Source organism: Pedobacter yulinensis (assembly GCF_003029735.1).
In the GTDB taxonomy this organism is placed as follows: Bacteria; Bacteroidota; Bacteroidia; order Sphingobacteriales; family Sphingobacteriaceae; genus Pedobacter; species Pedobacter yulinensis.
Genome location: NZ_KZ686268.1, coordinates 1015803 through 1039840, shown reverse-complemented (window position 1 = coordinate 1039840; position 24038 = coordinate 1015803). Strand labels below are relative to the sequence as shown.

The window sequence follows — 24038 nt, the reverse complement described above, 5'->3', positions numbered from 1 at the left end:
TTTTGATCCTCGCTCAACCAGTCATGCAAAATCCTGCTCCCATCGCGCTCTTCGTTTACAACAGACCTAAACATACTGCCCGTACGCTGAAATTTCTCCGGCAGAATGCGCTTGCAGAAGAAAGCAAGCTATTCATTTTTTCAGACGGGCCGAAAGACCCGTCAGACGAGCAAAGTGTTGCAGCGGTGCGTGAGGTGGTAAAAAACGCCGAAGGCTTCAGGTCTGTCCGGATCATTGAACGAAAGGAAAATATGGGGCTGGCCAATTCGGTTATCGCAGGCGTGACAGAATTGTGCGACAAGTATGGACAGGTGATCGTTTTTGAAGATGACCTGGTTACCTCGCCGCATACGCTTTTGTATTTCAATGAAGCCCTGAACCGTTACCGCCAGACAGAGAAGGTCATGCACATCGGTGCATATATGTATCCGCTTAATAGCCCGGGCCTGCCTGAGACCTTTTTTTACCGGGCAGCGACCAGTTGGGGCTGGGCAACATGGAAACGTGCCTGGGACCAGTTTGAGCCAGATATTGACAAGCTGATCGCGCAATTTGATGCTTCTAAAAGGCGCGCATTCTCCATTGAACAGACCATGAACTTCTGGAAACAGATGAAGGCCTTTAAACGGGGCAGGAACAATTCATGGGCCATTCGCTGGTACGCATCGGTTTTTCTGCGCGGAGGTCTCACGTTAAACCCTTCACAATCGCTCGTCAACAACATTGGCCATGACGGCTCAGGCATACACTCCGGGATTAACGACATTTACAACGTGGTCATCAATCCCCGCCCGATCACCCATTTCCCCGATAAATTAGAGGAGAATGAGCTTGCTTATGCTGCCATCAGGCATTTCCTGAAACACCGGAAAGGCAATCTCTGGCAGCGACTTGTACGGTTCGTTCGCGAAAAAACCGCCTAAAGCCGCAGTTGCGTCATTTCCTCAACAAAGATCAATGCCCAGACTGTGCCCGGCCCGCAACTGCTATAGCGGTCAGCTCGAACCAAGTCCGCGCAATTGGCATATGCATTCCTAAATAATTAAGTTTATTTTTAAGGTATGAAAGCAACGATTGTTCTGCTTGCAGCAGTACAGGGTTTTTTGATTGCAATGGGTTTGCTGGTAAAAAAGGTTCCTAACAGGCCCCCTTTAATTTACCTGGGGTTGCTCGTCCTGGTGCTTTCGCTTGAAATGCTTTTTTCATGGGGAGGGGCGACTGGCTATAACAACCGTCCTGATACACTACCTTATTGGGTTTTCAGATCTTATCTTATTATCCCAGCAGCCTTGTGGATGTTTTTGAGGCATCACCAGCATGCTGAACTAAAATTTAAGCCCTTGCACCTGTGGTATTTTGTACCGGCCCTGGCCGACATGTTTATTTGTACGGTTGCGTATTTGTCTGAGGGCCGGTTCTTATCGCCCGGAACTTCCCCTGTCTGGTTGGCACTAACTGACTGGCTGCCGCTGCTGCTCACTATCTTAGTGCTGATCTTACATACCAAGCGGGTGATAGCGCGCCTGGCAATTGGCGAAAACCAAACCAGCCCGCATACCCTGACAATTGCGACGGTCTTAATGGTTTTCTGGCTTCTGGCCATTATATGGTTCGCTGAAGCCATTCTTCGCTTTAATCTGCATGCAACGTTTCAGTTTCTTACTGCAGTCATGTTATTCGTCCTTGCCTATGCAGCTTACTTCAAGCCAGCGTTTTTCGAGAGTCCCCTGGCAACTTTGTCAAGACGTTCAACGGAGTTTGCTAATTTCGATGATACAACCGAGCTGATGCGGTTAGTAAACCTGTTCGAAAAAGAGGAGATTTTTAAGCGGCCGCGATTAAGCCTTGCCCAGGTAGCAGGTGAATTAAGACTACCCGCGAAGTATGTATCCCTTCTGGTTAAGCGTTACCGGAACTGCAACTTTAATGATTTCGTGAATGGATACCGGGTCGCCGAGGTCATCCGGCAGATTCCACTTGAGCCTCACAAAACGCTTGCAGGCATCGCGATGGATGCCGGCTTCAGCAGCCGGTCAACCTTCCAGCAGGTATTTAAACATCTGACAGGCAAGTTGCCCTCAGAATTTCTGCCTGATACGTCCAGAATCGTGATATCAGACAGCCTCCGGAGGTCAGCAAGCATCTAAATTCAGGCCAACATGTTTTCTTTGCCGAAAAAGAACGCACATGAAAATGCTCATTTTTACCTGTACTGCCATCTTGTTCATGGTTAATGTGAAAGGCCAGCATAGCCGCAAGACAACCTACGGAGCGCCCATCGTTGAAAATATCGGCAAGACCGACACACTGCGGTATCTGCTCAACTTCAGGCATGGGGGAATTTATCAGTTCACAATTCGTCAGCAGGGTCTAGGCGTCTATTACCAACTCGACGGCCCGTCAGGAAAACCGTTGCTGAAAAGTGATATGCCCGAAGATGTTGAGGATACGGAAAGGTTCGAGTTTGATGCCTCCAGCAGCGGATCATACACTTTGATGATCACGCGCTTCAAACATCCAGAAAATCCGCCATCAGGAAAATTCACTCTTCAGGTTGACAGCCTCGGGCCCCAGGAGATAGCCCGTCGCAGAACGATCAGAAAGGCGCTTCGTAAGGAGAACAATAAAATGGTATCAACACGCGATATCGATCATTTCTGGACAGCATTTGACCGGTTGAAAAAGTGCAAAAATTATGCTGATAGCTGCCTTGCCTTCCAAGAGGAATATCTGGACAAGGCAACCAACGGGTTCCGGGACTTTATTCGCATACGTAATCTGACAGCAGAAAAATATGTGGCCATGGCTTCCCGCTATCCGAAATTTTTGTCCAGCATACGCAGCAAGACGTACCTGGTTAAGCAATGGCAGGAAAATGTGAAAAGGGTATTTGAACGATTCGCTAAGCTATATCCCGCATTCAAACCCACAAAAGTTTGCTTCGCAATAGGCATTCTCAATACGGGAGGTACCGTTTCCAATCGGTTCGTGCTGATAGGCACAGAATTAGCAGCTTCTACAGCCTATGCGGACCTGTCAGAGTTCTCTCCTGGCGCTTTTAAGGACAAACTGGCTTACAGGGATGACCTGACCGATCGCATCGTAAGCCTGATTGCACACGAATGTGTTCATACACAACAGCCTGCAATAGGCCTGCCGGCAGACCAATGCCCCTTACTTGCGCAAAGCCTCCGGGAGGGAGCGGCCGATTTTATTGGAGAACTGGTTGTTGGCAAATCGTTTACAGGGAATCATACTTATGGGGATGCAAACGAGAAAACGCTCTGGCAAAAGTTCAGGAAACAACTATGCTCGGGGAAGACCGAAGACTGGCTGTACAATGCTACAACCATAAAAGACCGGCCGGCAGACCTGGGCTACTACATAGGCTACCGGATCGCGAAAACTTATTATACACAAGCAAAAGACAAGCAACAGGCGGTATCAGCTATCATGGGTATAACTGACCCCCAGGACTTTCTTACAAAAAGCGGCTATGATCCGAAATGACCCCGTTAGGGGCTTCAACCAGACAAGATTTTATAGTACGGTCTGCGTCCGGCCAGGTCTGCACCGGGCTGCACAAGCATGCTGACCGGGCCATGTCTATACGCTGGTCATGCAAACCGCTAACGCCGCAAGGCTTGAAGCTCAGCGCCAGCGTCATACCGCAATTGGTTTATTTCCCTGAACAAACGATCAATTTCTGCCCGGTAAGCCCCCGACCCGCTGGCCGTTTCCTTGTACAATAATCGGCTGGCGCGGAGCGCGCGTGGTGCAATAGCCGTGTACAGCCTGCGCTCAACAGCAGTGGTTTTGTTTAGCGTGAGCCGGTTCATCTCAGCTACGATCCTGGTATTACGCTGCCAGGCCTCAATTCCGTCCTGGCGAATAAGCAGCAGCCGTTCAGCACGCCCTGTACCGCCATCCTGCCGGTACAACTTATTGAAACCCCTAATATTCTCTGTAAAAGTACGTTCAAGCTGCCTGAACTGGCCATGCTCGTACCGGGGTACGCTGTAGTACATAAGAGCCAGGTAGGCCCCTGAAGCAAAAACAACTGTTGCATACCGCAGCCAGGGCCGCAACAGCGAGGCGGTCGGCGCGCGCTCATCCAGCAGAAACGAGGCCATAAAACCACTTATAAAGCCGCCAAAGTGTGCGGCATTGTCAACACGCTCAGACCGAAGTCCATTCAGCAACATAAAGGCGCACACCACCGATGTGCTGATCAGGAGCGCCTGGTTGGCCTGCTTTTCAAAAGCCTTGTTGATGATCAGAGCCAGGAATGCCCCGAACATGGCCATGATCGCGCCAGAGGCACCCATCATAAAAATGTGCTCGTTTGTAGCCACACTGAGCATACCTCCGCAAACGCCGCCAAGCAGGTAAATGAAGAGAAATTTAGCGCTGCCTAATTTGTTTTCGGCCATGAGGCCTATGTAAGACAAGGCGAACATGTTAAAAAACAGGTGTGCCAGACCGATGTGAACAAATTGGTAACTTAACAACCGCCATACCTGCCCAGACAATACCAGTTCCCGGTTGTTTGCACCCAGGCCCAGGAAAAAAATTTTCACCTGGTCGGGAAAGAGAAACAGGTTAGGCTCCTGCTGCAGCTTAAGTGTGAGCAGTAAAAAGGCAATTACCGCGAGTAACACATTGAGCACCATAAGAACTGGCGTCACGATGTAACCCTTCTGGGGCAAAAGCAATTCAAAAACGTTCTTGATCTTATCCTTTACCTGCAGCGGTGCCTGCTCAAAGTAATGCGGGTCCTGCGTAGCGGCATGCGCCCTGAATTCGCGCAGTTGTTCGTCCCAGACCGGTCCGAGGTGGAACTCCGCATATTCAAAATCATCGAAGAAAAGCCGCAGGTTACGCTCGTTTTTGCCGTAATCATTAAACAGCATCTGGATTCCGATACATTCGCTCTTGATAACGGCAAAATTGCCGTAAATGCGAACGGATATTTCCTCACTATACGATTGCCAGGACAGACCGGTATAAGCGATCAGCCCGCTTGACGAGAAATAACTTATTTTCCAGCCCAGGTTCTGGGCGGCCAGCCGGGCAACCAGCAGGTAGCGTTCAGGAGAAAAATCGCCCAGCGGCACATATTTTTCAGCCTTAGGAGAGTAGCCCCATTTTACGTTCATTCAGATGGCTTTTGAGCCACTAAAATAATGTATGGTGAGAATTTTTTTGATTCGAACGGGAAAATCTTTGTGAATATTTTTCCTGACAGCCAGCATGCGTTCTTCAGCGCCCTGGCAAAAAACGGCTTTTCGTGCTCGGCCTCAAACCAGATACTGAACTTTCCAAAATACCCTGACTGAATGCGTTCAAGACCTGCCTTAAGGCAAATTTCAGACAGCAGCCCGGGATCCATGCTGCGCAGGTTGTGCTTATCGAAGTTAGGCCGGTCGAAGCGCTTCTGGAACCAGCCATTAACAGCATGGAAATTTGGCAGAGTGATAAAAAGGGTTCCGCCCGGTTTCAGGAAGGCGATATGGCGTTTTATGATATCAGTGGTGTCGTTAAAATGCTCGATCAGGCCGCAGCTCAGCACCAGATCATACTGCCGGTCGGGATGGTACTGAAACAGATCGGTTTCCACAATTTTTACATCGTTGGCTGACAAGCCATTGCGCGCGAGCAATTGTGTAACGATTGGTTCATGAACAAAATAGTCGAGCAAGGTCATGTCGAGTCCGGCGTACTTTTTGAGGAAAACGGCATAGTACCCCGGAAACCCGCCCAGTTCGATTGCCGACCGGATGCCACGCGCAGCGATCAGTTCCTGAAGCTGTTTATGAAAAAGGTAATCCGGCGGTATAGTCATGGCCAGGCCGGTTTTTCGCTCCCAGTACTCAACCCAAAATTTTCTGTCGGTCAGCAGATTGCTCATGCCTGCAAAGAAAGCGAATTTTTTGCACTCTCATCCCCGGCCTATGCACTCTGCCACAGAAAATGTATTTTTGACTGGTTTGAAGATAGTACACCTCAACACGTATGACGGAAACGGCGGCGCCGGCCGTGCCTGCCTGCGTTTAAATGCCGCACTTAACGCGCATGCAGCAGACAGAAAAGCCGCCTTCGTGCAATCAAAGGTGCTGGCGTATTTCAAGTTTGGTAAAGACGAGGAGGTCGGTACGTTTACGGCCTCGCCGCTGTCACGGGCCCGCGCCGCAGCGCAGATCCTGGCCGAGCGTTATCTGTCGAAATCGCTTAGCCGTTCGATCAAAACGCCTTTTTCACTGCAGTGGTTCGGCCAGAGCGTGATTGACCATCCTGAAGTCAGATCTGCAGATATCATTCACCTGCACTGGATCAATCACGGCTTTCTGACGCCACGCTTTATTGCGCAGCTGGCCCGTCTGGAAAAACCCATTGTCTGGACCTTTCATGACAGCAATGCCTTCACGGGAGGCTGCCATGTGCGGTACGACTGCGAGCATTATCTCCGCAGCTGCGGCCACTGCCCCATTCTGAGATTCAGCGGTGCAAAGGACCAGTCGCACAGCACCTGGCTGCGCAAGCAGCGGGCATATGCCAAACTTGATTTCCGCATCATTGCGCCCAGCAAGTGGATGCATGACTCTGTACGCCTGAGCAGCTTACTCGGCGCCAGGCAAACGAGCGTTATACCCAATACACTCGAAACACAGGTTTTCAGACCCTACGTACAGCAAGAGGCCAAGTCGATTCTGAACATCCCGCCAGAGAAGTTTGTGCTCATGAGCGGGTTCATGCCTTCCAAAAATGATAAACACAAGGGTACGCCTTACCTGGTCGATGCGCTTCGGGACCTGGCGGCCCGGCCGGAAATTGACCCATCCCAGTTCGAGCTGGTCATTTTCGGCAATAAAAACAACGCAGACCTGCCTGAATTTCCCTTTCACACCACCTTCCTTGGAACGGTCAACAACGACGTGCACCTGGCTAAGTGTTATTCTGCCGCCGATGCCTTTATCAGTCCGAGCCTGGAAGACAACCTGCCCAATACGGTCATGGAAAGTCTCTCTTGCGGCACGCCCGTTATCGCCTTCACTACAGGCGGCATTCCAGACATGGTTACTCATGGGGAAAACGGTTATCTTGCGCCTTACCGCTCATCCTCCGGCCTGGCAGACGGACTTGAATGGCTTTACCTGCATCCCGACCGGCAGGCCATCAGGAAAGAAGCACGCCGGTCCGTTCTGAGCCGGTTTTCAGAAGCGATTATTGCCGCAAGACACCTCGAATTATACGAATCTTTAGTAAATTTACGGCAAAGATAACACCTTATGCAGCCCAGGCTTAGTGTCATTACTGTTGTTTATGATAATGTAAAGGACATTGAGCGGACCATGCTTTCGGTGCTGAACCAGACCTATCCCCATATTGAATATATCGTTATAGACGGTGACTCGAACGACGGCACAGCTGAAGTGATCAAAAAATACGAAAGCCGGCTCGCCCACTTTTTATCTGAACCAGACCGTGGCATTTACGATGCCATGAACAAAGGGCTGACCCTGGCCACTGGCGACTATGTGCTGTTTATGAACTCAGGCGACGAACTCTACGAGCCTGAAACGGTGACTGAAGTCTTCGAGGCCTCGCCGTCTGCCGATATTTATTACGGCGAGACGGAAATGTATGACCGCAACTGGAAAAGCCTCGGCCAGCGCAGACATGAAGCGCCCGAAACGTTTTCCTGGGAAAGTTTCAAATACGGGATGAGCGTAAGCCACCAGGCAATTTACATCCGGCGCAGCCTGACCGAACCATACGACCTTCGTTACAAATACAGCTCAGATATTGACTGGATCATCAAGGCAGCGAAGAAAGCGTCGAGCATTGTAAACGTACATATGTACGTGGCAAAGTACCTTGTAGGCGGCATGTCGAAGAAAAAACACCTCGCCAGCTTGCGCGAACGGTTTGCCATCTTTACCAAATACTATGGCCTGATCCCCAACATTTTTAACCATGGGGTCATTGCCGCAAACCTGGCCTGGTATTTTTTCAGACACCGGCGTACGAACGATTAGCGGATATTGTCATTTCTAAGATTCCCAAAAACAATCCATTTTTCCTGCTGTAGTTTATAAGCGGCTAAAGACCGTAGTAACTTTAAATCACATATCATGGGAAAACTGAATAATCGCACCATTGCTGTGCTATCTGAAAATGGTTTTGAAGAATCTGAACTTACCAGTCCGGTAGCCAGATTAAAAGAAGAAGGAGCAACCGTACACATCATCTCTGCAAAGGCAGGCACCATCCGCGCCATGAAAGATCACGAATGGAGTATTGAAGTGGAAGTAGACAAAACCCTGGACAGTGCAGACCCTGATGAATACCACGGCCTGGTTCTTCCCGGAGGCGTCATTAACCCTGATGCACTGCGAATTAATGAAAGTGCCCTCGGTTTTGTACGTGCCTTTTTTGAAGCGGGCAAGCCTGTTGCGGCAATCTGCCACGGACCGCAAACACTGATTGATGCAGAGGTGGTATCGGGAAGAAAAATGACCTCGTACCCTGCCATCAAAAAAGACTTGATCAATGCGGGTGCAAACTGGGTCGATGAAGAAGTCGTGGTTGACCAGGGTCTGGTAACGAGCCGTAAGCCTGACGATCTTCCCGCTTTCAACGACAAAATGGTCGAGGAGTTTGCAGAGGGTGTGCACGAGGGACAGCACGCTTAAAAATCATAGGTTCCCGGAAGGTCCCGAGGCTCATAGCGGCATTGTGGGCCTTCCTCTTTTACAGCTTAACCTGCCTGATGATGTTTTTAATGTTAAGCTCGATCATATCAGTCATGGTAACACATTGCAGGTAATTTGGATCTTCGAAATGGCTCGCCATCGCATTTTTCAGCATGGCGATATTTTGCGGGGTTGTCAGCGTCTCCTGGTTTGACACATCCCGCAGATCGGTTAGCCGGTGGCGCTCGCTGCGAACCCGGTGTACGATGGAAGACCTTTCCTCCTGGCGGTACTGCTGTACGGTTTTTTCGGTCAGTTGTTCCATGCAAAGCTTTACGTAAGGGAAATTCTCTTTAAAGAACTGTGGCAGGTAAACCTTCAGATTGCCCTCATAGAATTGCTGGTCAAAATCGATGGCACGGATGCGAAACTGGATGTCGTCGAAATCGGGCGTCACCTGCATAACAAAATTGTAGGCACGCATGTCGCCAAGCAGCATGATCAGGCAACGCTCATTAAATTTGACAAATTCTTTTGCAATACGCGTAGGGTTGTATTCGGTTTTATAGAGCTGTTCAACCGCAAACACATCACCCGGAATACCTGCAATGTGCTCTTCGATCAGAGTTTCGCCATCTACCAGGTAATTCACCTGGTTTGGAGAAAGAATTTCTTCGAGTTCCAGCCCGTAAATGCGCGAGGCATCGGCCTGTTTTACATAAAAATAATCATAAACGTCGTTGAGTCGGTTAACAATCCGGATGCGGAAGGGGTGCGTATTGCCAAAAGTGCAGTAATCGATCCGGTCAATATATTTATGCTCTACGATGCGCAGGTTACCCGATGCCTTGAGCTCGGCATAAATTTCTTTCAGGCCTTCATGGATCTGTTCGAGCCGGCCCTGCGGATACAGGGGACTCTCCCAGAGCGAATCGCGGCCATTCTTGTTCATAACCGGAAAAGCCTCATCGAACAGCCGCAGGTCGCCGTAAGTAAGCGGCAATTTGGCATCGCGCTGGTAGGTTTTAAGATACTTTTGCAGCGCGGGCCTGACCGGGAACACCGGTTTCTTACGGGAAATCCTGACATCTTTTTCAGACATGCCTTAAAGATAACAAATTCTGCCCAAGGCACCGGCCCCGGGCAGAACGCTACATCAGCGGCACGCTCAGACCGAAAGTCACATTGCGGCCCGGGTTATAAATGCCGTTGCGCTGGGCATATTTATACCGGCTTAGGTGGTTAAAGTATTCCTTATTGAGCAGGTTCTGACCAGTGATCCACAACTTAAGCTCGCCACCGCGCCTGGTTTTGAAGCCAGTGCCGATTCCGGCATCGAACAGCGTATAAGCGGCAGTGGCCGTTTCGAACTCGGGTTCGAAACGTTTTTGACCGAATACATTACTTACGCTCAACCTGATATAGGTGTCGGCAAGTCCCTTGATCTGTGGTTCGAACCTCAGTTCATTGTTAATGGTGGCAGCAGGGATGAAAGGAAGGGCTGAGCCGTCTGCGCGATTGGTTCCCCGCGTATAAGCAAAAGTGTTTTCGAAATGCAAGGACCGCACCGGGTGAATGTCAAGTGAAGCCTCGGCACCGACCAGGTCGGCATTGGTCTGTACGAAGCGGTAAACGGGCAGCACCTCGGTTTCACCATCTTCGTTTGTATAATCGATCTGTTCGTTGCCAAAGTTTCCCGGATAAATGTAATTGTAAATGCGGTTGGCGTACGCGTTAAGGCTTGCTGAAATGCTGTTGCCACTGTATTCGAGGGCCAGATCTGCCTGAAGGCTGTTTTCCTGCTTTAGCGCACTGTTACCGATTTCATATCTGAATGTTCCCTCATGACGTCCGTTGGCGCCAAGTTCGGCCAGGTTAGGCGCACGAAAGCCTGAACCTACGTTGCCTTTCAGCACAACATTCTTTGTCAGTTCGAATGCAGCACCTGCAGAACCGGAAAAATTAGAGAACCTGTTGTGAAACGCATTGAATACCGTTTCATCTTCATCTGTCATCAGGTCGAACCCGTTCACTTTTTTGTAGTCGTAGCGCGCGCCGAGATTGATGGCGCCCTTGCCAAAGGTCCGTTTCAGGTACCCGAATACACCGATGTTGTTGCTGTTATAGTCGGGAATGAGAAATTCATCGCCTTTGTTTGCATTTTCCTGGTACATCCCCTGCAAGCCTACTACCGGCTCCCATTTGCCATTATTCGCAAAATAGTACTTGAAATCATAGGTATAAGAGTTGAGATCGAGGTTCAGCCCTGGTTCTGAGGCGCTTTCTTCAAACTCCTTTCTTACGTTTTTCTGAAAACCAAGCGTTGCGCGAAGCCGGCTGCGGCCAAGGATCAGGTTGTTGTTCCAGACCGCTCTGTAATGGTTGATGTTTTGATTGGGCAAACCCAGCCGCCGTACCCGGCTTGCCTCTTTGTCCAGTAATTCGCCCTCTTCATTTCTAAATCGGCCGTCATCGTCAGGGCCCTCTTCAACCAGGCCTACGTTGGTATTGAACCAGGACAGGTTGAGGTGCGAGTATCCCCAGTTCCGGTTCAGCCCCAGCATGGCGCTGCCGTTCGTCTCATCGAAACCCGAGTTGGGTACCACTGCCGCCTTGTAACCGTAACTATAGGCATTTTTGTATGACAAGCGACCCCTGTAAACAAACCCTTGATCATTTCCCTGCATCATTAGCGAGGAAGCGGTAAGCCCATTGTTGGTGCTGTATGTTGTGATAAATTCACCGTTTACGGTGCCTTCAGCGGGAGCATAGTCGTCAAGAATGTTGATCACCCCACCAAGTGCGTCAGAACCGTAAAGAAGGCTTGCCGGCCCTTTCAGGATCTCAATGCGCGCCGCCGCAAATTGGTCTGCCTGGGCTCCATGCTCATCGCCCCACTGCTGGGCCTCTTCCCGTGCCCCGTCTATCATGGTAAGAACGCGGTTGTAACCAAGACCGCGAATAACCGGCTTAGATATGGCGCCGCCTGTGGTAACCTGGGCAACGCCCGGAATCTTGGCCAGGGCATCGATGATGTTCGTACCTGCGGTTTGCCGCAGCTGGTCTTTGCTTACACCCACGACAGAAAGGCTATTGGTACGGTTGTTCGAACTGAAGGGTGAGCCGGTTATCACGACCTCTGCCGCTTCGATGGCCGATGGTTCCAGCGCAATGTCAGCGCTGAGACCTTTTGCCACATCGACAAACTGGCTACGGGTCTTATAGCCGACGTAGCGCACCTCGACCAGGAAACGGCCCTTTGCCGGGACATTTGGCAATACAAAAAACCCGCGGGCATCTGTTGTAGTCACCGCTCTCAGGTCGGCGATATACACGCTCGCCCCGGGTAAAGGAGATCCGCTAGCTGCGTCGACCACCTTGCCTTTAAGCTCAGCAACGGCTGCGGCCCGGGCCGGCGAAAAAAATAAGACAAACAGGGAGAAGAGTAGAAATGATAGTTTTTTCATAACTGGAGCATCAACCGGTCCGGGAAACCGGCCGGCCGTAAATATTTAAATGCAGACCTGTTTTGTGCAGGCAGCGTACAAGATCAAACGAGTAAAAAATAGAGGCTCATGGCCTGAGACCATACCTGGCAGTTGATGCTGCCTCAGGAGCGGCAGGGCGGCCCCCGCAAACAGGTGGCCTTGATTCTGGTATACCGTTCTCGGCTTAGCGGCGGCTCGGTGTAATCAAATTTTATGACAGAAATGATCCAGTCTGAAGGCCGGCTCAGGGTAAAATTTTTTTCGAAGTGTACATGGCACAGCACGCAGTTGTCTGCCTGCAGTTCTACGTGTGCTTTATGACGGCAGTTTTTCTCAGCAGAGCTGATTTCGGCATGCCGGTGGGTCAGGCTCCAGGGAAAGACCAATACAGAGAATACCGCCAGCAGGCAGGTGGCAGCAATACGCGTAATATGTTTTCTCTGCATGTTCAAGCCGTCAAAATTAGTTATTTTGCCTGTCATTCAAAAGCAACAATGCAGCACCGGCTACAGCCTACTCTGCTTCGAGAATTTCCAGTTGCAGCAAAATTTCCTCTTCAGAAACAGGATAAGTGGTGCCCTGTGTTATTGCGCTATAAACCGAATCGAAGAGTCTAAGGTAGTTTCCTGACTGAGGCTTAATCGTTTCCACCTGTCTTTCGCCGTCTTCAGCGATGCAGACAAGCAGCCCGTCCTGTCCCGAGCCTTCAATTCCATACCCAGGATCAGTCGGCTTAACATGTTTGAGCAGCTGTGTTTCCTGAACATCTGTACGGTTTTTAATAAAACTGCCTTTGGTGCCATGCAAGACGAAACCGGCTTGCGGTTCGGCTACCAGCAAACTGGCGGTCAGGAATACACAGAGGTTATCAGGATACCGCAATTGAATGTGGAAGTAGTCGTCTACCTGTGTGCCCGGGCGGTTGCCTGACAGGATCTTTGTGTAAGATTCAGGTGTTCCAAACAGGCTAATGGCCTGATCCAGCAGGTGCGGACCAAGGTCGTACTGCAGGCCGCTTGCCTCATAAGGTTGCTCTTTAAAAATTTTCGGGCCAATTGCCGCGCGGTAGCGGTCAAACCGGAAATGTGCCTCAATGGGCTGTCCAATCCTGTTCTCGTCAAGCACCTGTTTAATGGCCAGGAAATCGCTATCGCAGCGCCGGTTCTGGTATACGAATATCTTACGGTCCTGCTTCCTGGCCAGTTCAAAAAGTTCACTGGCCTGGGCGGCGGTAGCGGCAAAAGGCTTCTCGGCGAGCACATGTTTGCCGGCCAGCAGGGCCATACGGGTATGTTCGTAGTGCAGATAGTTGGGGGTATTTACGACGACCAGCTCAATGAGCGGATCGGCGATGAGTTCTTCCACAGCGTTATAGCTGATAATACCATCGTAGTCGGCGGCTGCCTGCTTCTGGTTTCGCTCTACAACCGCCCTGAATTCAAACCCCTCGTGTGCGGCTACAAAAGGTGCGTGAAAGACTTTGCCAGACATGCCATAGGCCAGTATACCTGTTGAAATACGTTTGCTCATACGCAAAGCTATTAAATTGAAGCTTGCCGGCTCAATAAATTGTCAGAAAAACATGCCGCGGCTGTTGCCGGGTTGTAATTCTTATCTTTGCAGCATGAAGCCATCAGAAATCAACAACAAGTGGAAGTTGCTACAGCAAAAGCTTGCCGAATCATTTGACTCAGATCTTCCCGACATGAAAGTGATGCTTTTTCTGATCGGCATACAGGAGTTAGGAAAGGGGCCAAAAAAATACAGCAAACGTCAGAAAGAAGAGCTGATGCACATTGCCACCTGCCGCCTGCTCAGCGAAATGGGCTTCTATGAGCTTGAAGGGCTTGACCAGGATGGCTGGCCACACTGGAAACTTGTGAAACCACTGCCTCCCTACACGATGCTGGAACAGGAAATGCTGCTAAAATCACTAGCCGTCACTTATTTCTCAGATATTTACCCCGAGCTCTCGGCCGTTCAGGATTGATCAAACAAAAACCGCTCAGCTTTTGGCCGAGCGGTTTCTTTTCATAGGTATATGTTGATCTTCTGTACAGAAGGTTGTTGCAGATTATCCCTGGCTTTTCGCTTCCTGTTTCAGCTGGTCGTTCGCAATAATGACAACCTCTACACGGCGGTTTTGTGCCCGTCCGTTCTCACTTGAGTTGTCTGCAATTGGCTCCGTTTTTCCTTTACCAATGGTTTGTAGTCTTGATGAAGGCACACCTTGAGAAACTGCATATGATTTAACAGCTGCGGCACGTCTCTCAGAAAGGCTCTGGTTATAAGAAGCAGAACCGATGCTGTCTGTATGGCCGATGATGCGAATATCAGTTCCCGGATATTTGTTCAGCGATGAAGCCAGGCTCTGGATGTTTGTTTTTGCGTTGTCTTTGAGGGTCGATTTATCGAAGTCAAAGAGGATACCGCTGTCGAATTTAACGATGATGCCTTCGCCTTCGCGAATAACCTCAGCGTTAGGTATGGCGTTTTGGATCTCAGCTGCCTGCCTGTCCATTCTTCTTCCGATGAATGCCCCGGCTGTGCCGCCTACTGCGCCACCGATAATGGCACCAACAGCTGTGTTACCTGCTTTCTTACCAATGATTGCACCAAGTGTTCCGCCTACGGCAGCGCCGATGCCTGCACCTTTCTGGGTTTTGGTAAGACTATCGCAGCTCTGGAAAGCCATGGCGCCGACTGCCAATCCGATACTGAGCGTTGCGATTTTTATTTTTGAGGTATTCATAACTGAGTATTTTAGTTTAACAACTGCACCTTTTCAAACTCAATGCCAAAAAAGGCTCCTGGGCGCAAAAAAAACTGAAAGGCCCCTCAAACCGGCATATAAAACAAAAGCAGGGAAAGCTCCCTGCCTGTAAATAAATGCTGTTTGATTTTTGGTACACCCTAATCTAGCCGGAAAAATAATTTTCGAGTTCGGCGAGTGTGTTCTCATCGGTCTGAATGTCCTTAATGACCTGCCCTTTTTCAACCAGAATGATCCGGTTACAGATATCTGTAACATGGTTCAGGTCGTGGCTGGATATAAATGTGGTCATGTTGCGGGTGCGGCTCAATTCCCTCAACAGGTTTTTGAGTCTGATCTGGGTGGTTGGGTCCAGGTTGGCAAAGGGTTCATCGAGCACCAGAATTTCCGGCTTTTGCATCAGGGCAGCCGCAATACCTACTTTGTTCTGGTTGCCCTTGGAAAAATCGCGGATATACTTGCCGCGGTTCAGGATTTCGCCATTGAAAAATTCGTCATACTGCCGCAGGTAATCAGCTACATGCGCAACTGAAAGCCCATGCAAACTGCCAATGAAGGTAAAGTACTCTTCAGGTGTCAGGTAATCGATCAGGAAACCCTCGTCCAGATAAGATGCCGTATAATTTTTCCAGTCTGAGCTTTGCGACACATCTTCTCCCTTAGAGCGAACCACTCCAGAGGTAGGGCGGATCAGGTCGAGTAGCATGCGGAAGAAAGTAGTTTTGCCCGCGCCATTGTTGCCTACCAGTCCGACGGTTTCGCCGGCACGGATTTCCAGGCCTGGAATATCGACAACCGTGCGGTTGCCATAGATTTTTTTGAGGTCTTTAATTTCGATCATGGTTATTCTCTAAAGCCTTCGGCTATTTTGTAACGTTGTTTTTCAAATTTTTTAGTCAGGAAGTTGATCCAGAACGGGCGCATTAACAAAGTGATGAGCCCGAACGCGGCAAGGGCAAGTAAACCGATGTAGGGTTTACCGGCAATGCCAAAAGGCATGTAAATGGCCAGAGGCAACAGCAGGAACGGCAAGCCGAGTATCCATTGCGTGGCGCCAACGCCCTGCCAGTTGAAACTTGCACCTTTTGTCAGATCGAGGCGTTTGTAGTTTAGATTGGCAAAATACAGTACGATAAACACGCCGAAGCCTACATTGTAAAGATAGGCTGCAAGATGGAGGAGCAGGAGTTTCCAGCTGAGAAAGCCGTAAAAGCTGGACAGCAGGGTGACCAGCGTGGAGGCAATGGTGAACAGCAAAAATTTAGCTTTAATGAAATTCCTGAAATCGATCTTATTGGCAAGCAGGCCATCAAAATGAGCACTTTGCCAGGCGTACATAAACTGTCCGTAGGTAATGATCGATATCCCCGTCATAAATACCGCAGCAAACAGCATCATGCCAAACGAATCGTTAGCCAGGTGCTCCTTTTTGTAAAAGAGAAAGCCGTAAAACAGGAAAAGTACGCCCATAGTCAGCGAATTTTTTGAGCGTTTGTGGCGCAAAATGAGTTTGAGCTCGAGCGCAGCCAGCTCGCCTACCCTGCCAAATCGGTTTAAGAAGGCGTAATCTGTACTTGCTTTTTTCTCTTCTTTGGCGCCCAGCTCTTCTGCGTAAAGGTTCGACATCAGGTAGCGGGAGTTGATCAGGAAAATGATCACGGCCATTACCGGAAAAACGAGGGCCAGAAGCGGCTGCTTGATAACCGGCATGAAAATCCTGCTGGACAGGTCGAGTATTGAAATAATCTTCAGGTATTCCAGCAGCCCGAAGACGGCCAGCAACACAACCACGCCAATGGCAATAAATGCGTTACCGATAGATTTGCGTTTTATATACAGCACCAGGTAATTGTTAAAAAGGCTCAGGGAAATGACCGCAGCGAACATCATGACGCCGGCTGCTGTACCGTGCGTCTGGCTGATGCGGTACAATGTAAACGGCGCAAAAAGCAGGAACGGATACAGGTTAAAGGGGGAAAACAGCGCGCGGATATTCAGAAAATTTACGATCTGCTGTTTCCTGATGTTAAGATGAAGATAAGGCACCACACTGAGGGTTGGCAGGTCCTGCAATTGCAGCCGCGCAGCAAAATCGAGCACAAAACTGTACAAAAGCAAGCCGGTAAAAACGATAAAGATATCCTGGCCTGGAAAAAATTTCGCAATAAATTCAGGCATCCACAGGCCTACGGCGACCGCAAGCAGCATGAAATACAGCATGAAAAAACCAAGTACGACCTGGGCGGCGATGCTTCCACCGCGGTTTCGCGAGCGCCAGAAGCTTTTCCATTGATGCGTTAAAAAAGTAGTCAGCATGTTCTATTAATAATTGTATTTGTCTTTCCAGTTCTGCCTGAGTTTTTCCCGCATTTTTTCTTCGGCAGGATTTTTTCCGGGCTCGTAGAGCGTAGTTCCGCTGAGCTGGTCGGGAAAATATTCCTGTGCAGAAAAATTGCCCTCATAACTGTGGGCGTATTGATAATCTTTGCCGTAGCCTATATTTTTCATCAACTTGGTGGGTGCATTCCGGATGTGAAGGGGCACCGGCAAATCGCCTGTTTGTTTGACCAGCTGCTGCGCCCGGTTAATGGCTTCGTAAGCGGCGTTGCTTTTCGCCGACGACGCCAGGTATGTCACGGTTTGAGAAAGAATGATCCGCGCTTCGGGATATCCGATCACATTTACGGCCTGAAAACAATTGTTGGCCAGCAACAGGGCATTTGGATTGGCATTGCCGATATCTTCCGAAGCCAGGATAAGTAGCCGGCGCGCAATAAACGAAGGGTCTTCTCCCCCTTCAATCATCCGTGCCAGCCAGTAAACTGCAGCATTTGGATCACTCCCGCGAATGGACTTGATAAAAGCCGATATAATATCGTAGTGCTGCTCGCCCGCCTTGTCGTACAGCGCCATGTTTTGCTGTGCGTGCTGAAGAACATTCTCATTGGTCAACACGATCTTATCGCCACCGATACCGTTAATGGCAATTTCAAATACGTTAAGCAACTTCCGGCCGTCACCGCCCGATAACCTGATCAGCGCCTCATGTTCCCTGATTTTAATTTTTTTGGTTTTAAGAAGGCTATCTTTCGTCAGTGCGGCCTGCAGCATACCAAGTAACTCCGCTTCGGTAAGCGGCTGCAGAATGTAGACCTGGCAACGCGACAAAAGGGCCGAAATTACTTCGAACGAAGGGTTCTCGGTCGTTGCACCGATCAGCGTAACCAGTCCGCGCTCTACTGCACCCAGCAGGCTGTCTTGTTGGGATTTGCTGAAACGATGAATCTCATCAATAAAAAGTATGGGAAGACCGAGCAGGCTGTCTTTGAGCTGTGCGGCTTTTTCGATGACCTCGCGGATGTCTTTCACACCCGAATTGATGGCGCTCAGGTTGAAGAACGGTCTGTCGAGGGTCTGTGAAATGATGAAGGCCAGCGTTGTTTTGCCAACGCCGGGTGGCCCCCAGAAAATCATGGAAGGCAGCTGCCCGCTTTCAATGGCTTTACGGAGCACGGCACCCTCGCCCACCAGGTGTTTCTGGCCAACATATTCATCTAAGTTATGCGGCCGCATGCGTTCTGCTAAGGGTGCCAGGTTCTGCTGCATCAGCGTAAAGATATCAAAATTGAGCGGCTTGGCGGTAAAAAACCTGAAATGGAGGCGATGTGCAGCTATTCTGCCTGGCCATTATAAGTGATCCGGTAAACCAGGTTGGCAAAATCGTCTGAAACGAGCAGTGATCCGTCTTTAAGCTGCAACACATCGACCGGGCGGCCCCAGGCTTTGCCGTTCTTTAGCCAGCCGCTGGCAAAGGTGGCGTATTCAGCAAGTTTGTTGCCATTCAGTTTGACAAGCGAAAGCTGGTAACCGATAGGCTTCGACCGGTTCCAGGATCCATGTTCCGCCAGAATAATTTGATTTTTGTAAGCCTCAGGGAACATGGATCCTGTATAAAATTTCATACCCAACGCGGCGCCATGGGGATGCAGGTTGGCGACGGGAGGTATGTAGTCTGATGCGTTCTTTCCTTTCGCAAAGTCCGGATCGGGAATCGTACCCTGGTGAAAGTACGGGTATCCAAAATGCATACCCGGCGCGGGCGCCCGGTTCAGCTCGTCGGCGGGCTGGTCATCGCCCATCATGTCACGCCCGTTCTCTGTAAACCAGAGCTCTTTTGTCTGCGGATGCCAATCAAAACCCACCGAATTTCTGACGCCGTCTGCAAATACCTCGAAATTGCTGCCGTCTGCATTGACCCTGCTAATCGAGGCAAATCGCGCATCCTTTTCGGCGTCATTACAAATATTGCAGGGTGCCCCGATGGGGATGTAAAGTTTATCGTCCGGTCCGAAAGCGATGTATTTCCATCCGTGATGACTTTTATCGGGAAGTTTGGTAAAGAATGGAACGGGCGCCGGCGGATTCTCCAGCTTGTCCTCTATATTATCCAGTTTCCAAATCTGGCTGATGCCCGCAATGTAAAGGGTACCCTTCCTGAACGCCACGCCATTCGGGGTGTCCAGGTTGTCTGCGACCGTGTAAACTTTTTCGGCAACACCGTCAACATCGGCATCGACCAGGGCGTAGACCTTTTTGCCATCGCGGTTACCTACAAAAACGGTCCCCTTATCGCCAAGGGCCATGGAACGCGCATTATCTACTTTTGCATAAACGGCTATCTCAAAGCCTGCAGGCAGTTTGATCGATGACAGCAGTGGATTTTTTTCCTTTTTCATCGGACGGTTGCAAGTGACCGCCATCAGGGGGATGGCAAGGATGAGACAACAGGTCAGGTAGTGCTTTTTCATGTGAACCGGATTTTGACGGTAGTATAACAAATGGCCCTGCACTAAGTTTGCCTGCAGTTTGGCAAGTTGCGTACCTTGCACAGATGAGCCGACTTCATCTGAATCGTAAACTTACCGGAAGAATTTTAAACTTGCTCGTTCTGGCCCTGCTGACGGCTGTACTCTTTATGCCGGGTGTGCGCCCTGTTTTGATGCGAGGGCTGATGCAGTTGGGCTTATTTCGACCCAACACGCGCGAACAGCCTGCTGCGGTGGCCGGCCTGGACGCGGTTCGTTTCCGCGGAAGCGGCGGGCAGGCGATTGATCTTACCGCCCTGCGGGGCAAAGTGGTTTTTATTAATTTTTGGGCATCCTGGTGCCCACCCTGCATTGCCGAAATGCCTGCTCTGGAAGCATTGTACCATCAATTCAAAAATGACGAACGGTTCGTATTCCTGTTTGTCGATGCAGATGGCAATCTTGAAGCTGCCCGCAAATTCCTGGACGAAAGACAGTGGAAAATACCGGCTTATATCGCGGCCTCGGCCGTTCCAGACGAACTGCTAAACGGTACGTTGCCCACGACCGTGATATTTGACAAGCGGGGCAGGCGGGTTTTCAGGCATGAAGGCCTGGCCGATTACAGCAGCAGGCGTTTCAAAGATTACCTGAGCGATCTGGCAAACCGCTCTGATTAAGCGCAGTCGCAGCGGTTTCGACAAGACAAGGTTCGAGTCCTGCAAAGTTGGTAACTTTTGTAAAGTTACCAACTTTAAGTTAAAAAAAATAATCTGATAGAACATATTTTCGCTCAAGGCTTCGCTTCCGCCACCGCCGATTGACAGATTGTTTTTTACCTTTGCCGCATGGTTACCTCTTTCGAAGCTGCGCTCGCAAAGCTCTCTATACACCGCACCGGCAACAGGATGCTGGAAGAATATTATGCACTCTCAGACGAGCCCCTGCAGCTTCATGATGAAACGCTGTCTGCATTGCTGATGCAGTACTTCCTAAAACCCTTCGAAAAACTGAACGAAGTATACCATTTCCAGCATTCAAGCGGAAACCTTGAATTGAATGAGGTTTTTCATTTTGCAGCAGCCATTTTTGATCAGCCCGATAGGTTTCACGAAAATTCGCAGCAGTTGGCAAAGTACCTCTACGATGTAGCCAATCATCCAAAGATCAAATCCGGCGAACTATACGTTGCCTATTTTACTCAGGTCCAGATTGAAGGCGAACGGGCTGATGCGCTGGGAATCTTTAAATCAGAAAATAAAGACACCTATCTTAAGGTCTTTCCGAAAGACAGCGGGTTTGCACTGGCCTACGAACAGGATGGCATTAACATCAACAAACTTGACAAGGGCTGCCTGATTGTAAACCTGGTCAGGGAGGATGGCTTTAAGGTACTCGTGGTAGACCAGACCAACCGCCAGACCGACGCCGCAGTGTATTGGAAAGATGAATTTCTGAAGTTAAAGATCAGGAATGACAGCTATAATCAAACGCAACAGGTGCTAGGCGTATACAAAAATTTTGTAACCGAAGAGCTGGACAAGAGCTTTGAAATTTCGAAGGCAGACAAGATCGACCTCCTGAACCGGTCTATGAAGTATTTCAAAGACAAGGAAAGTTTTGATATGGAAGAATTCGGGAACGAGGTTATCGGCAATGACGAGGGCATCGCTTCGTTTATGAGTTATGCCAAAAACTTCGAAGAAGAATTTGAAAGTCCCATTCCCAGCAGTTTTGAAATTTCTGAGGCTGCAGTTAAAAAACAGTCGCGGGTATACAAAAGCGTTCTCAAACTGGACAAAAACTTCCATATTTATATTCATGGCAACAAGGACCTGATTGAGAAAGGTTTTGACGATGTCAAGCACATGAACTATTATAAGGTATATTTCAAGGAAGAGATTTAATGGCAAAACAAACGTCAAGTAAAGAACATGTAGAAGCGGTAGCGCAAACCATCATGAGTGGTTTCATACCCAAAGATCCTGAAGCAACTTCGTTCAGTTTTCACTTTACCTTGCCGCCTGATTCGCATTATCAGGCCTCGTACCTGCTGAATGAGAAACGGGAATGGCAATTGAGTTCGGTCGTGCCGGTAGAGCGGGATTAACCGCTGGCAAGTTCGAGCCGCACAGCATCTGGGACAAGTATTTCTGCCTCGTTTTGAAGAAAATGAATAAAAAACGTGGTACCCTTATTTACTTCACTTTCAACAGTAATTCGAAAGCCGATGCTGTCGGCAAAATCCTTACAAAGCAACATGCCGAGTCCCGTGCCTTTTTCCTGATCGGTACCCACGGTACTGTATCGTTTGTCTGAAAACAGACTGGCAATCGCCTCTGCATTCATCCCCATGCCATTATCCCTGATCGCCAAGACAGGCCCGGTCTTACGCTGCTTCCAAAAAACCTCGATGTGCCCGCCGCGGTGTGTAAACTTGATGGCGTTTGAAATGATGTTGCGAACGATAAAGTTGAGTTTTTCTCGGTCAGTATAGGCGGCAGCCCTTGGCGGCACCGCATTGGTCAGCGTAATTTCTTTGGTAAGGGCCCGCTTGGCGGAAAGCAAAAAGTTCTCGCGCACAAGGCTTTTCAATAAAACCTGCTCCCGGCGGGCAGATGTTCCATCCATTTGTGTGCCGGCCCAGATCAGCAGGCTGTTCAGCATTTTCTGGGTAATATCGATGTCGTCAGACAGCACGCCGATGAAATGTTCCATTTCTTCACGATCAAGCTGCCCGCCTTTGATCAGCCCGAGAACTGAATCCAGCGAAGCCAATGGCGACCGCAGATCATGCGAGATGACAGAAAACACCTTGTTCCTGATCATGTTCGCCGTTACAAGCGCTTCGTTTTTTATCCCCAGTTCGACTGCCTGCTGTTCAATCTGCCGCTTCTGCGCACTGATCTCTTCATTTTTAAGCTCGATCACGCGATTTTGCTCCCGTAATTTCCTGTTTGCTGAGACCACGCGGTGCCGGCTCCAAAAGGCGAGAGCTGAAAGCAGGGCCAGCACAATGATACCTACCAATGCCTGCAGCTGTACCTCGTTTTTTCTCAGGATGGTTGCCAGCCTGCTGTTGCTTTCCTGTTCAAGGTGCTTGGTCAAACTGTCTTTTTGTGCGGTCTGATATTTTATAGCCAGCTCTTCACGTACTTTCTGCCTTGAGGCTGCAAAAAGCAGGCTATCGCGGCTTTTGTCTTGAATCAGCAGGTCGTATGCCTTCTTGTAGTTCTTTAATGCAGAATTAACCCGCTGGAGCGTTTCTGACGCGTTAGATATGAGAAAATCGGATTTCGTTGCTTTAGCGATCGAATAAGCGCTGTCGGCATAACGTATGGCCTGTTCACTGTCATTCTGAATCCTGTAAATGTCTGCAATCTGGCAGAGTGCGGCGACTTCTCCCTCTTTATTCCCAAAACTCTTGTTTATGGCAAGAGATTCCTGAAAGGCAGCCAGCGCCTGCCTGTAGTTTTTCTTCTCAGCCCATATCGCGCCAAGCATGGTCAGACAATTTGCCTGGCCCTTGCGGTCGTTCAGTTCCTGCTTTGTTTTCCTTGCTGCCTGTATATAGCGTGTAGCCTGCAGGTAATCCTCAGGACGCTTGTGGGTAAGCCATTGATCCTTATAATAACTTCCGAGATTGTTGTAAAGAAGTGCCAATCCGGGCTTACTGTGTTTTTTAACAGCATACCTCAATGCCCGTTTGTAAAAGCCAACCGCTTCTTCGGTGTTTGTTAAGCGGTAATTGACATTCCCAAGGTTAATGAGCGATTCCATCATCCCGATCGTATCGCGAAGCCGTTCACGTATGCCGAGGGCACGGTAGTGGCTTTTGAGCGACTCTTCAAATCTGGACTGGATAAGCTGGCATACGCCGATGAGATTAACCGCTTTTGCCTCGCCCTTGTCGAAATTCAGTTCCTGTGCAAGAACAAGCGCCTTTCCGGCATAGTCTAAAGCCTTTTCTGTGTCAGAGCTGTAATACGTTCGCCCAAGGTTAAAATACAACCAGACCTTTGCCGTGTCGGGTTTTGCCTTAGACAGCGTATCCAACAGGCTATCTGCAGCAGCCTGCTGCGCAGCAGCAGCGAAAGACCCCAGCAGAAAAAATAAAACCAGAGGTATCTGAAAAAATGGGCGTCGCGTTAATTTAAGCATGGCACGTTGAGCGTAGCTCAAATATCGGTAATATCTTTGTCTGGTCAAAATGAAACTGTAAGCAGCAGAATCATGAGATAATTTCATATCATGAAAATTATTTATATTTTAGATT

At 49.5% G+C, this 24038-nt stretch carries 22 protein-coding genes; 10 read left to right on the top strand and 12 right to left on the bottom strand.

The features are described 5' to 3' along the window. The first annotated feature begins 23 nt into the window (after positions 1-23). From C7T94_RS04605 to C7T94_RS04595, 3 genes are all read left to right on the top strand, one after another. On the top strand, positions 24-923 hold the full coding sequence (locus tag C7T94_RS04605) for a glycosyltransferase family A protein (RefSeq protein WP_107214031.1): 900 nt from the start codon (positions 24-26) through the stop codon (positions 921-923). 138 nt (positions 924-1061) lie between these two features. Next, entirely contained in the window at positions 1062-2147 is a 1086-nt protein-coding gene (locus C7T94_RS04600) for a helix-turn-helix transcriptional regulator (protein ID WP_107214029.1), read from the top strand. Between the two features lie 40 nt (positions 2148-2187). Further along, positions 2188-3510, top strand: coding sequence for a DUF2268 domain-containing putative Zn-dependent protease (locus C7T94_RS04595; RefSeq protein ID WP_107214027.1), 1323 nt, complete (start codon positions 2188-2190; stop codon positions 3508-3510). 119 nt (positions 3511-3629) lie between these two features. Here C7T94_RS04595 and C7T94_RS04590 read toward each other — a convergent pair whose 3' ends face one another. Together C7T94_RS04590 and C7T94_RS04585 are read right to left on the bottom strand one after the other, a co-directional pair. Further along, the gene (locus C7T94_RS04590; protein ID WP_107214025.1) at positions 3630-5159 is read right to left on the bottom strand and encodes a rhomboid family intramembrane serine protease; all 1530 of its coding nucleotides are present in this window, start codon (positions 5157-5159) and stop codon (positions 3630-3632) included. Then, positions 5156-5911 (bottom strand): class I SAM-dependent methyltransferase, encoded by a 756-nt coding sequence (locus tag C7T94_RS04585; protein WP_107214023.1) that lies wholly within the window; start codon positions 5909-5911, stop codon positions 5156-5158. The genes C7T94_RS04590 and C7T94_RS04585 overlap by 4 nt, the downstream gene beginning before the upstream one ends. 79 nt (positions 5912-5990) lie before the next feature. On the opposite strand from C7T94_RS04585, the gene C7T94_RS04580 reads away from it, so the two are divergent. From C7T94_RS04580 to C7T94_RS04570, 3 genes are all read left to right on the top strand, one after another. Next, positions 5991-7283, top strand: a complete 1293-nt coding sequence (locus C7T94_RS04580) for a glycosyltransferase (RefSeq protein ID WP_107214675.1) — start codon at positions 5991-5993, stop codon at positions 7281-7283. Between the two features lie 6 nt (positions 7284-7289). Then, a complete protein-coding gene (locus C7T94_RS04575; RefSeq protein WP_107214021.1) occupies positions 7290-8039 on the top strand; it encodes a glycosyltransferase family 2 protein in 750 nt (249 codons plus the stop codon). Positions 8040-8135: 96 nt separating this feature from the next. Then, entirely contained in the window at positions 8136-8696 is a 561-nt protein-coding gene (locus C7T94_RS04570; protein ID WP_107214019.1) for a type 1 glutamine amidotransferase domain-containing protein, read from the top strand. A 58-nt stretch (positions 8697-8754) separates the two neighbouring features. Here the strand turns inward: C7T94_RS04570 and C7T94_RS04565 are convergent, their stop codons facing one another. The 4 genes from C7T94_RS04565 to C7T94_RS04550 form a co-directional block, all read right to left on the bottom strand. Further along, a complete protein-coding gene (locus tag C7T94_RS04565; protein ID WP_107214017.1) occupies positions 8755-9798 on the bottom strand; it encodes a hypothetical protein in 1044 nt (347 codons plus the stop codon). A gap of 49 nt (positions 9799-9847) precedes the next feature. After that, positions 9848-12163, bottom strand: coding sequence for a TonB-dependent receptor (locus C7T94_RS04560; RefSeq protein ID WP_107214015.1), 2316 nt, complete (start codon positions 12161-12163; stop codon positions 9848-9850). A 143-nt stretch (positions 12164-12306) separates the two neighbouring features. Beyond that, positions 12307-12630 (bottom strand): hypothetical protein, encoded by a 324-nt coding sequence (locus tag C7T94_RS04555; protein WP_162618543.1) that lies wholly within the window; start codon positions 12628-12630, stop codon positions 12307-12309. A gap of 67 nt (positions 12631-12697) precedes the next feature. Further along, positions 12698-13714: a Gfo/Idh/MocA family oxidoreductase gene (locus C7T94_RS04550; protein WP_107214012.1), complete on the bottom strand. Its 1017-nt coding sequence runs from the start codon at positions 13712-13714 to the stop codon at positions 12698-12700. Between the two features lie 94 nt (positions 13715-13808). Between C7T94_RS04550 and C7T94_RS04545 the strand changes: the two genes are divergently transcribed. Next, complete coding sequence (locus C7T94_RS04545) at positions 13809-14174, top strand: hypothetical protein (protein ID WP_107214010.1); 366 nt, start codon at positions 13809-13811, stop codon at positions 14172-14174. 84 nt (positions 14175-14258) lie between these two features. Here the strand turns inward: C7T94_RS04545 and C7T94_RS04540 are convergent, their stop codons facing one another. The 5 genes from C7T94_RS04540 to C7T94_RS04520 form a co-directional block, all read right to left on the bottom strand. Further along, positions 14259-14936, bottom strand: coding sequence for a YiaD family glycine zipper/OmpA-like lipoprotein (locus tag C7T94_RS04540; RefSeq protein WP_107214008.1), 678 nt, complete (start codon positions 14934-14936; stop codon positions 14259-14261). Positions 14937-15102: 166 nt separating this feature from the next. Then, positions 15103-15798, bottom strand: a complete 696-nt coding sequence (locus C7T94_RS04535) for an ABC transporter ATP-binding protein (protein ID WP_107214006.1) — start codon at positions 15796-15798, stop codon at positions 15103-15105. Between the two features lie 2 nt (positions 15799-15800). After that, a complete protein-coding gene (locus tag C7T94_RS04530; protein WP_107214004.1) occupies positions 15801-17273 on the bottom strand; it encodes a DUF5687 family protein in 1473 nt (490 codons plus the stop codon). A gap of 6 nt (positions 17274-17279) precedes the next feature. Continuing rightward, entirely contained in the window at positions 17280-18563 is a 1284-nt protein-coding gene (locus C7T94_RS04525) for a replication-associated recombination protein A (protein WP_107214002.1), read from the bottom strand. Between the two features lie 65 nt (positions 18564-18628). Further along, complete coding sequence (locus C7T94_RS04520; RefSeq protein WP_107214000.1) at positions 18629-19765, bottom strand: PQQ-dependent sugar dehydrogenase; 1137 nt, start codon at positions 19763-19765, stop codon at positions 18629-18631. Positions 19766-19848: 83 nt separating this feature from the next. Here C7T94_RS04520 and C7T94_RS04515 point away from each other — a divergent pair, with 83 nt between their 5' ends. The 3 genes from C7T94_RS04515 (at position 19849) to C7T94_RS04505 (ending at position 21872) form a co-directional block, all read left to right on the top strand. Continuing rightward, positions 19849-20442 (top strand): TlpA family protein disulfide reductase, encoded by a 594-nt coding sequence (locus C7T94_RS04515; protein ID WP_107213998.1) that lies wholly within the window; start codon positions 19849-19851, stop codon positions 20440-20442. A gap of 168 nt (positions 20443-20610) precedes the next feature. Continuing rightward, on the top strand, positions 20611-21669 hold the full coding sequence (locus C7T94_RS04510; protein ID WP_107213996.1) for a nucleoid-associated protein: 1059 nt from the start codon (positions 20611-20613) through the stop codon (positions 21667-21669). Further along, entirely contained in the window at positions 21669-21872 is a 204-nt protein-coding gene (locus tag C7T94_RS04505; protein ID WP_107213994.1) for a hypothetical protein, read from the top strand. Before C7T94_RS04510 ends, C7T94_RS04505 begins: the two co-directional genes overlap by 1 nt. Here C7T94_RS04505 and C7T94_RS04500 read toward each other — a convergent pair. Next, complete coding sequence (locus C7T94_RS04500) at positions 21869-23944, bottom strand: tetratricopeptide repeat-containing sensor histidine kinase (protein ID WP_162618542.1); 2076 nt, start codon at positions 23942-23944, stop codon at positions 21869-21871. The two genes, C7T94_RS04505 and C7T94_RS04500, sit on opposite strands and share 4 nt — an antisense overlap. Positions 23945-24038 lie beyond the last annotated feature (94 nt).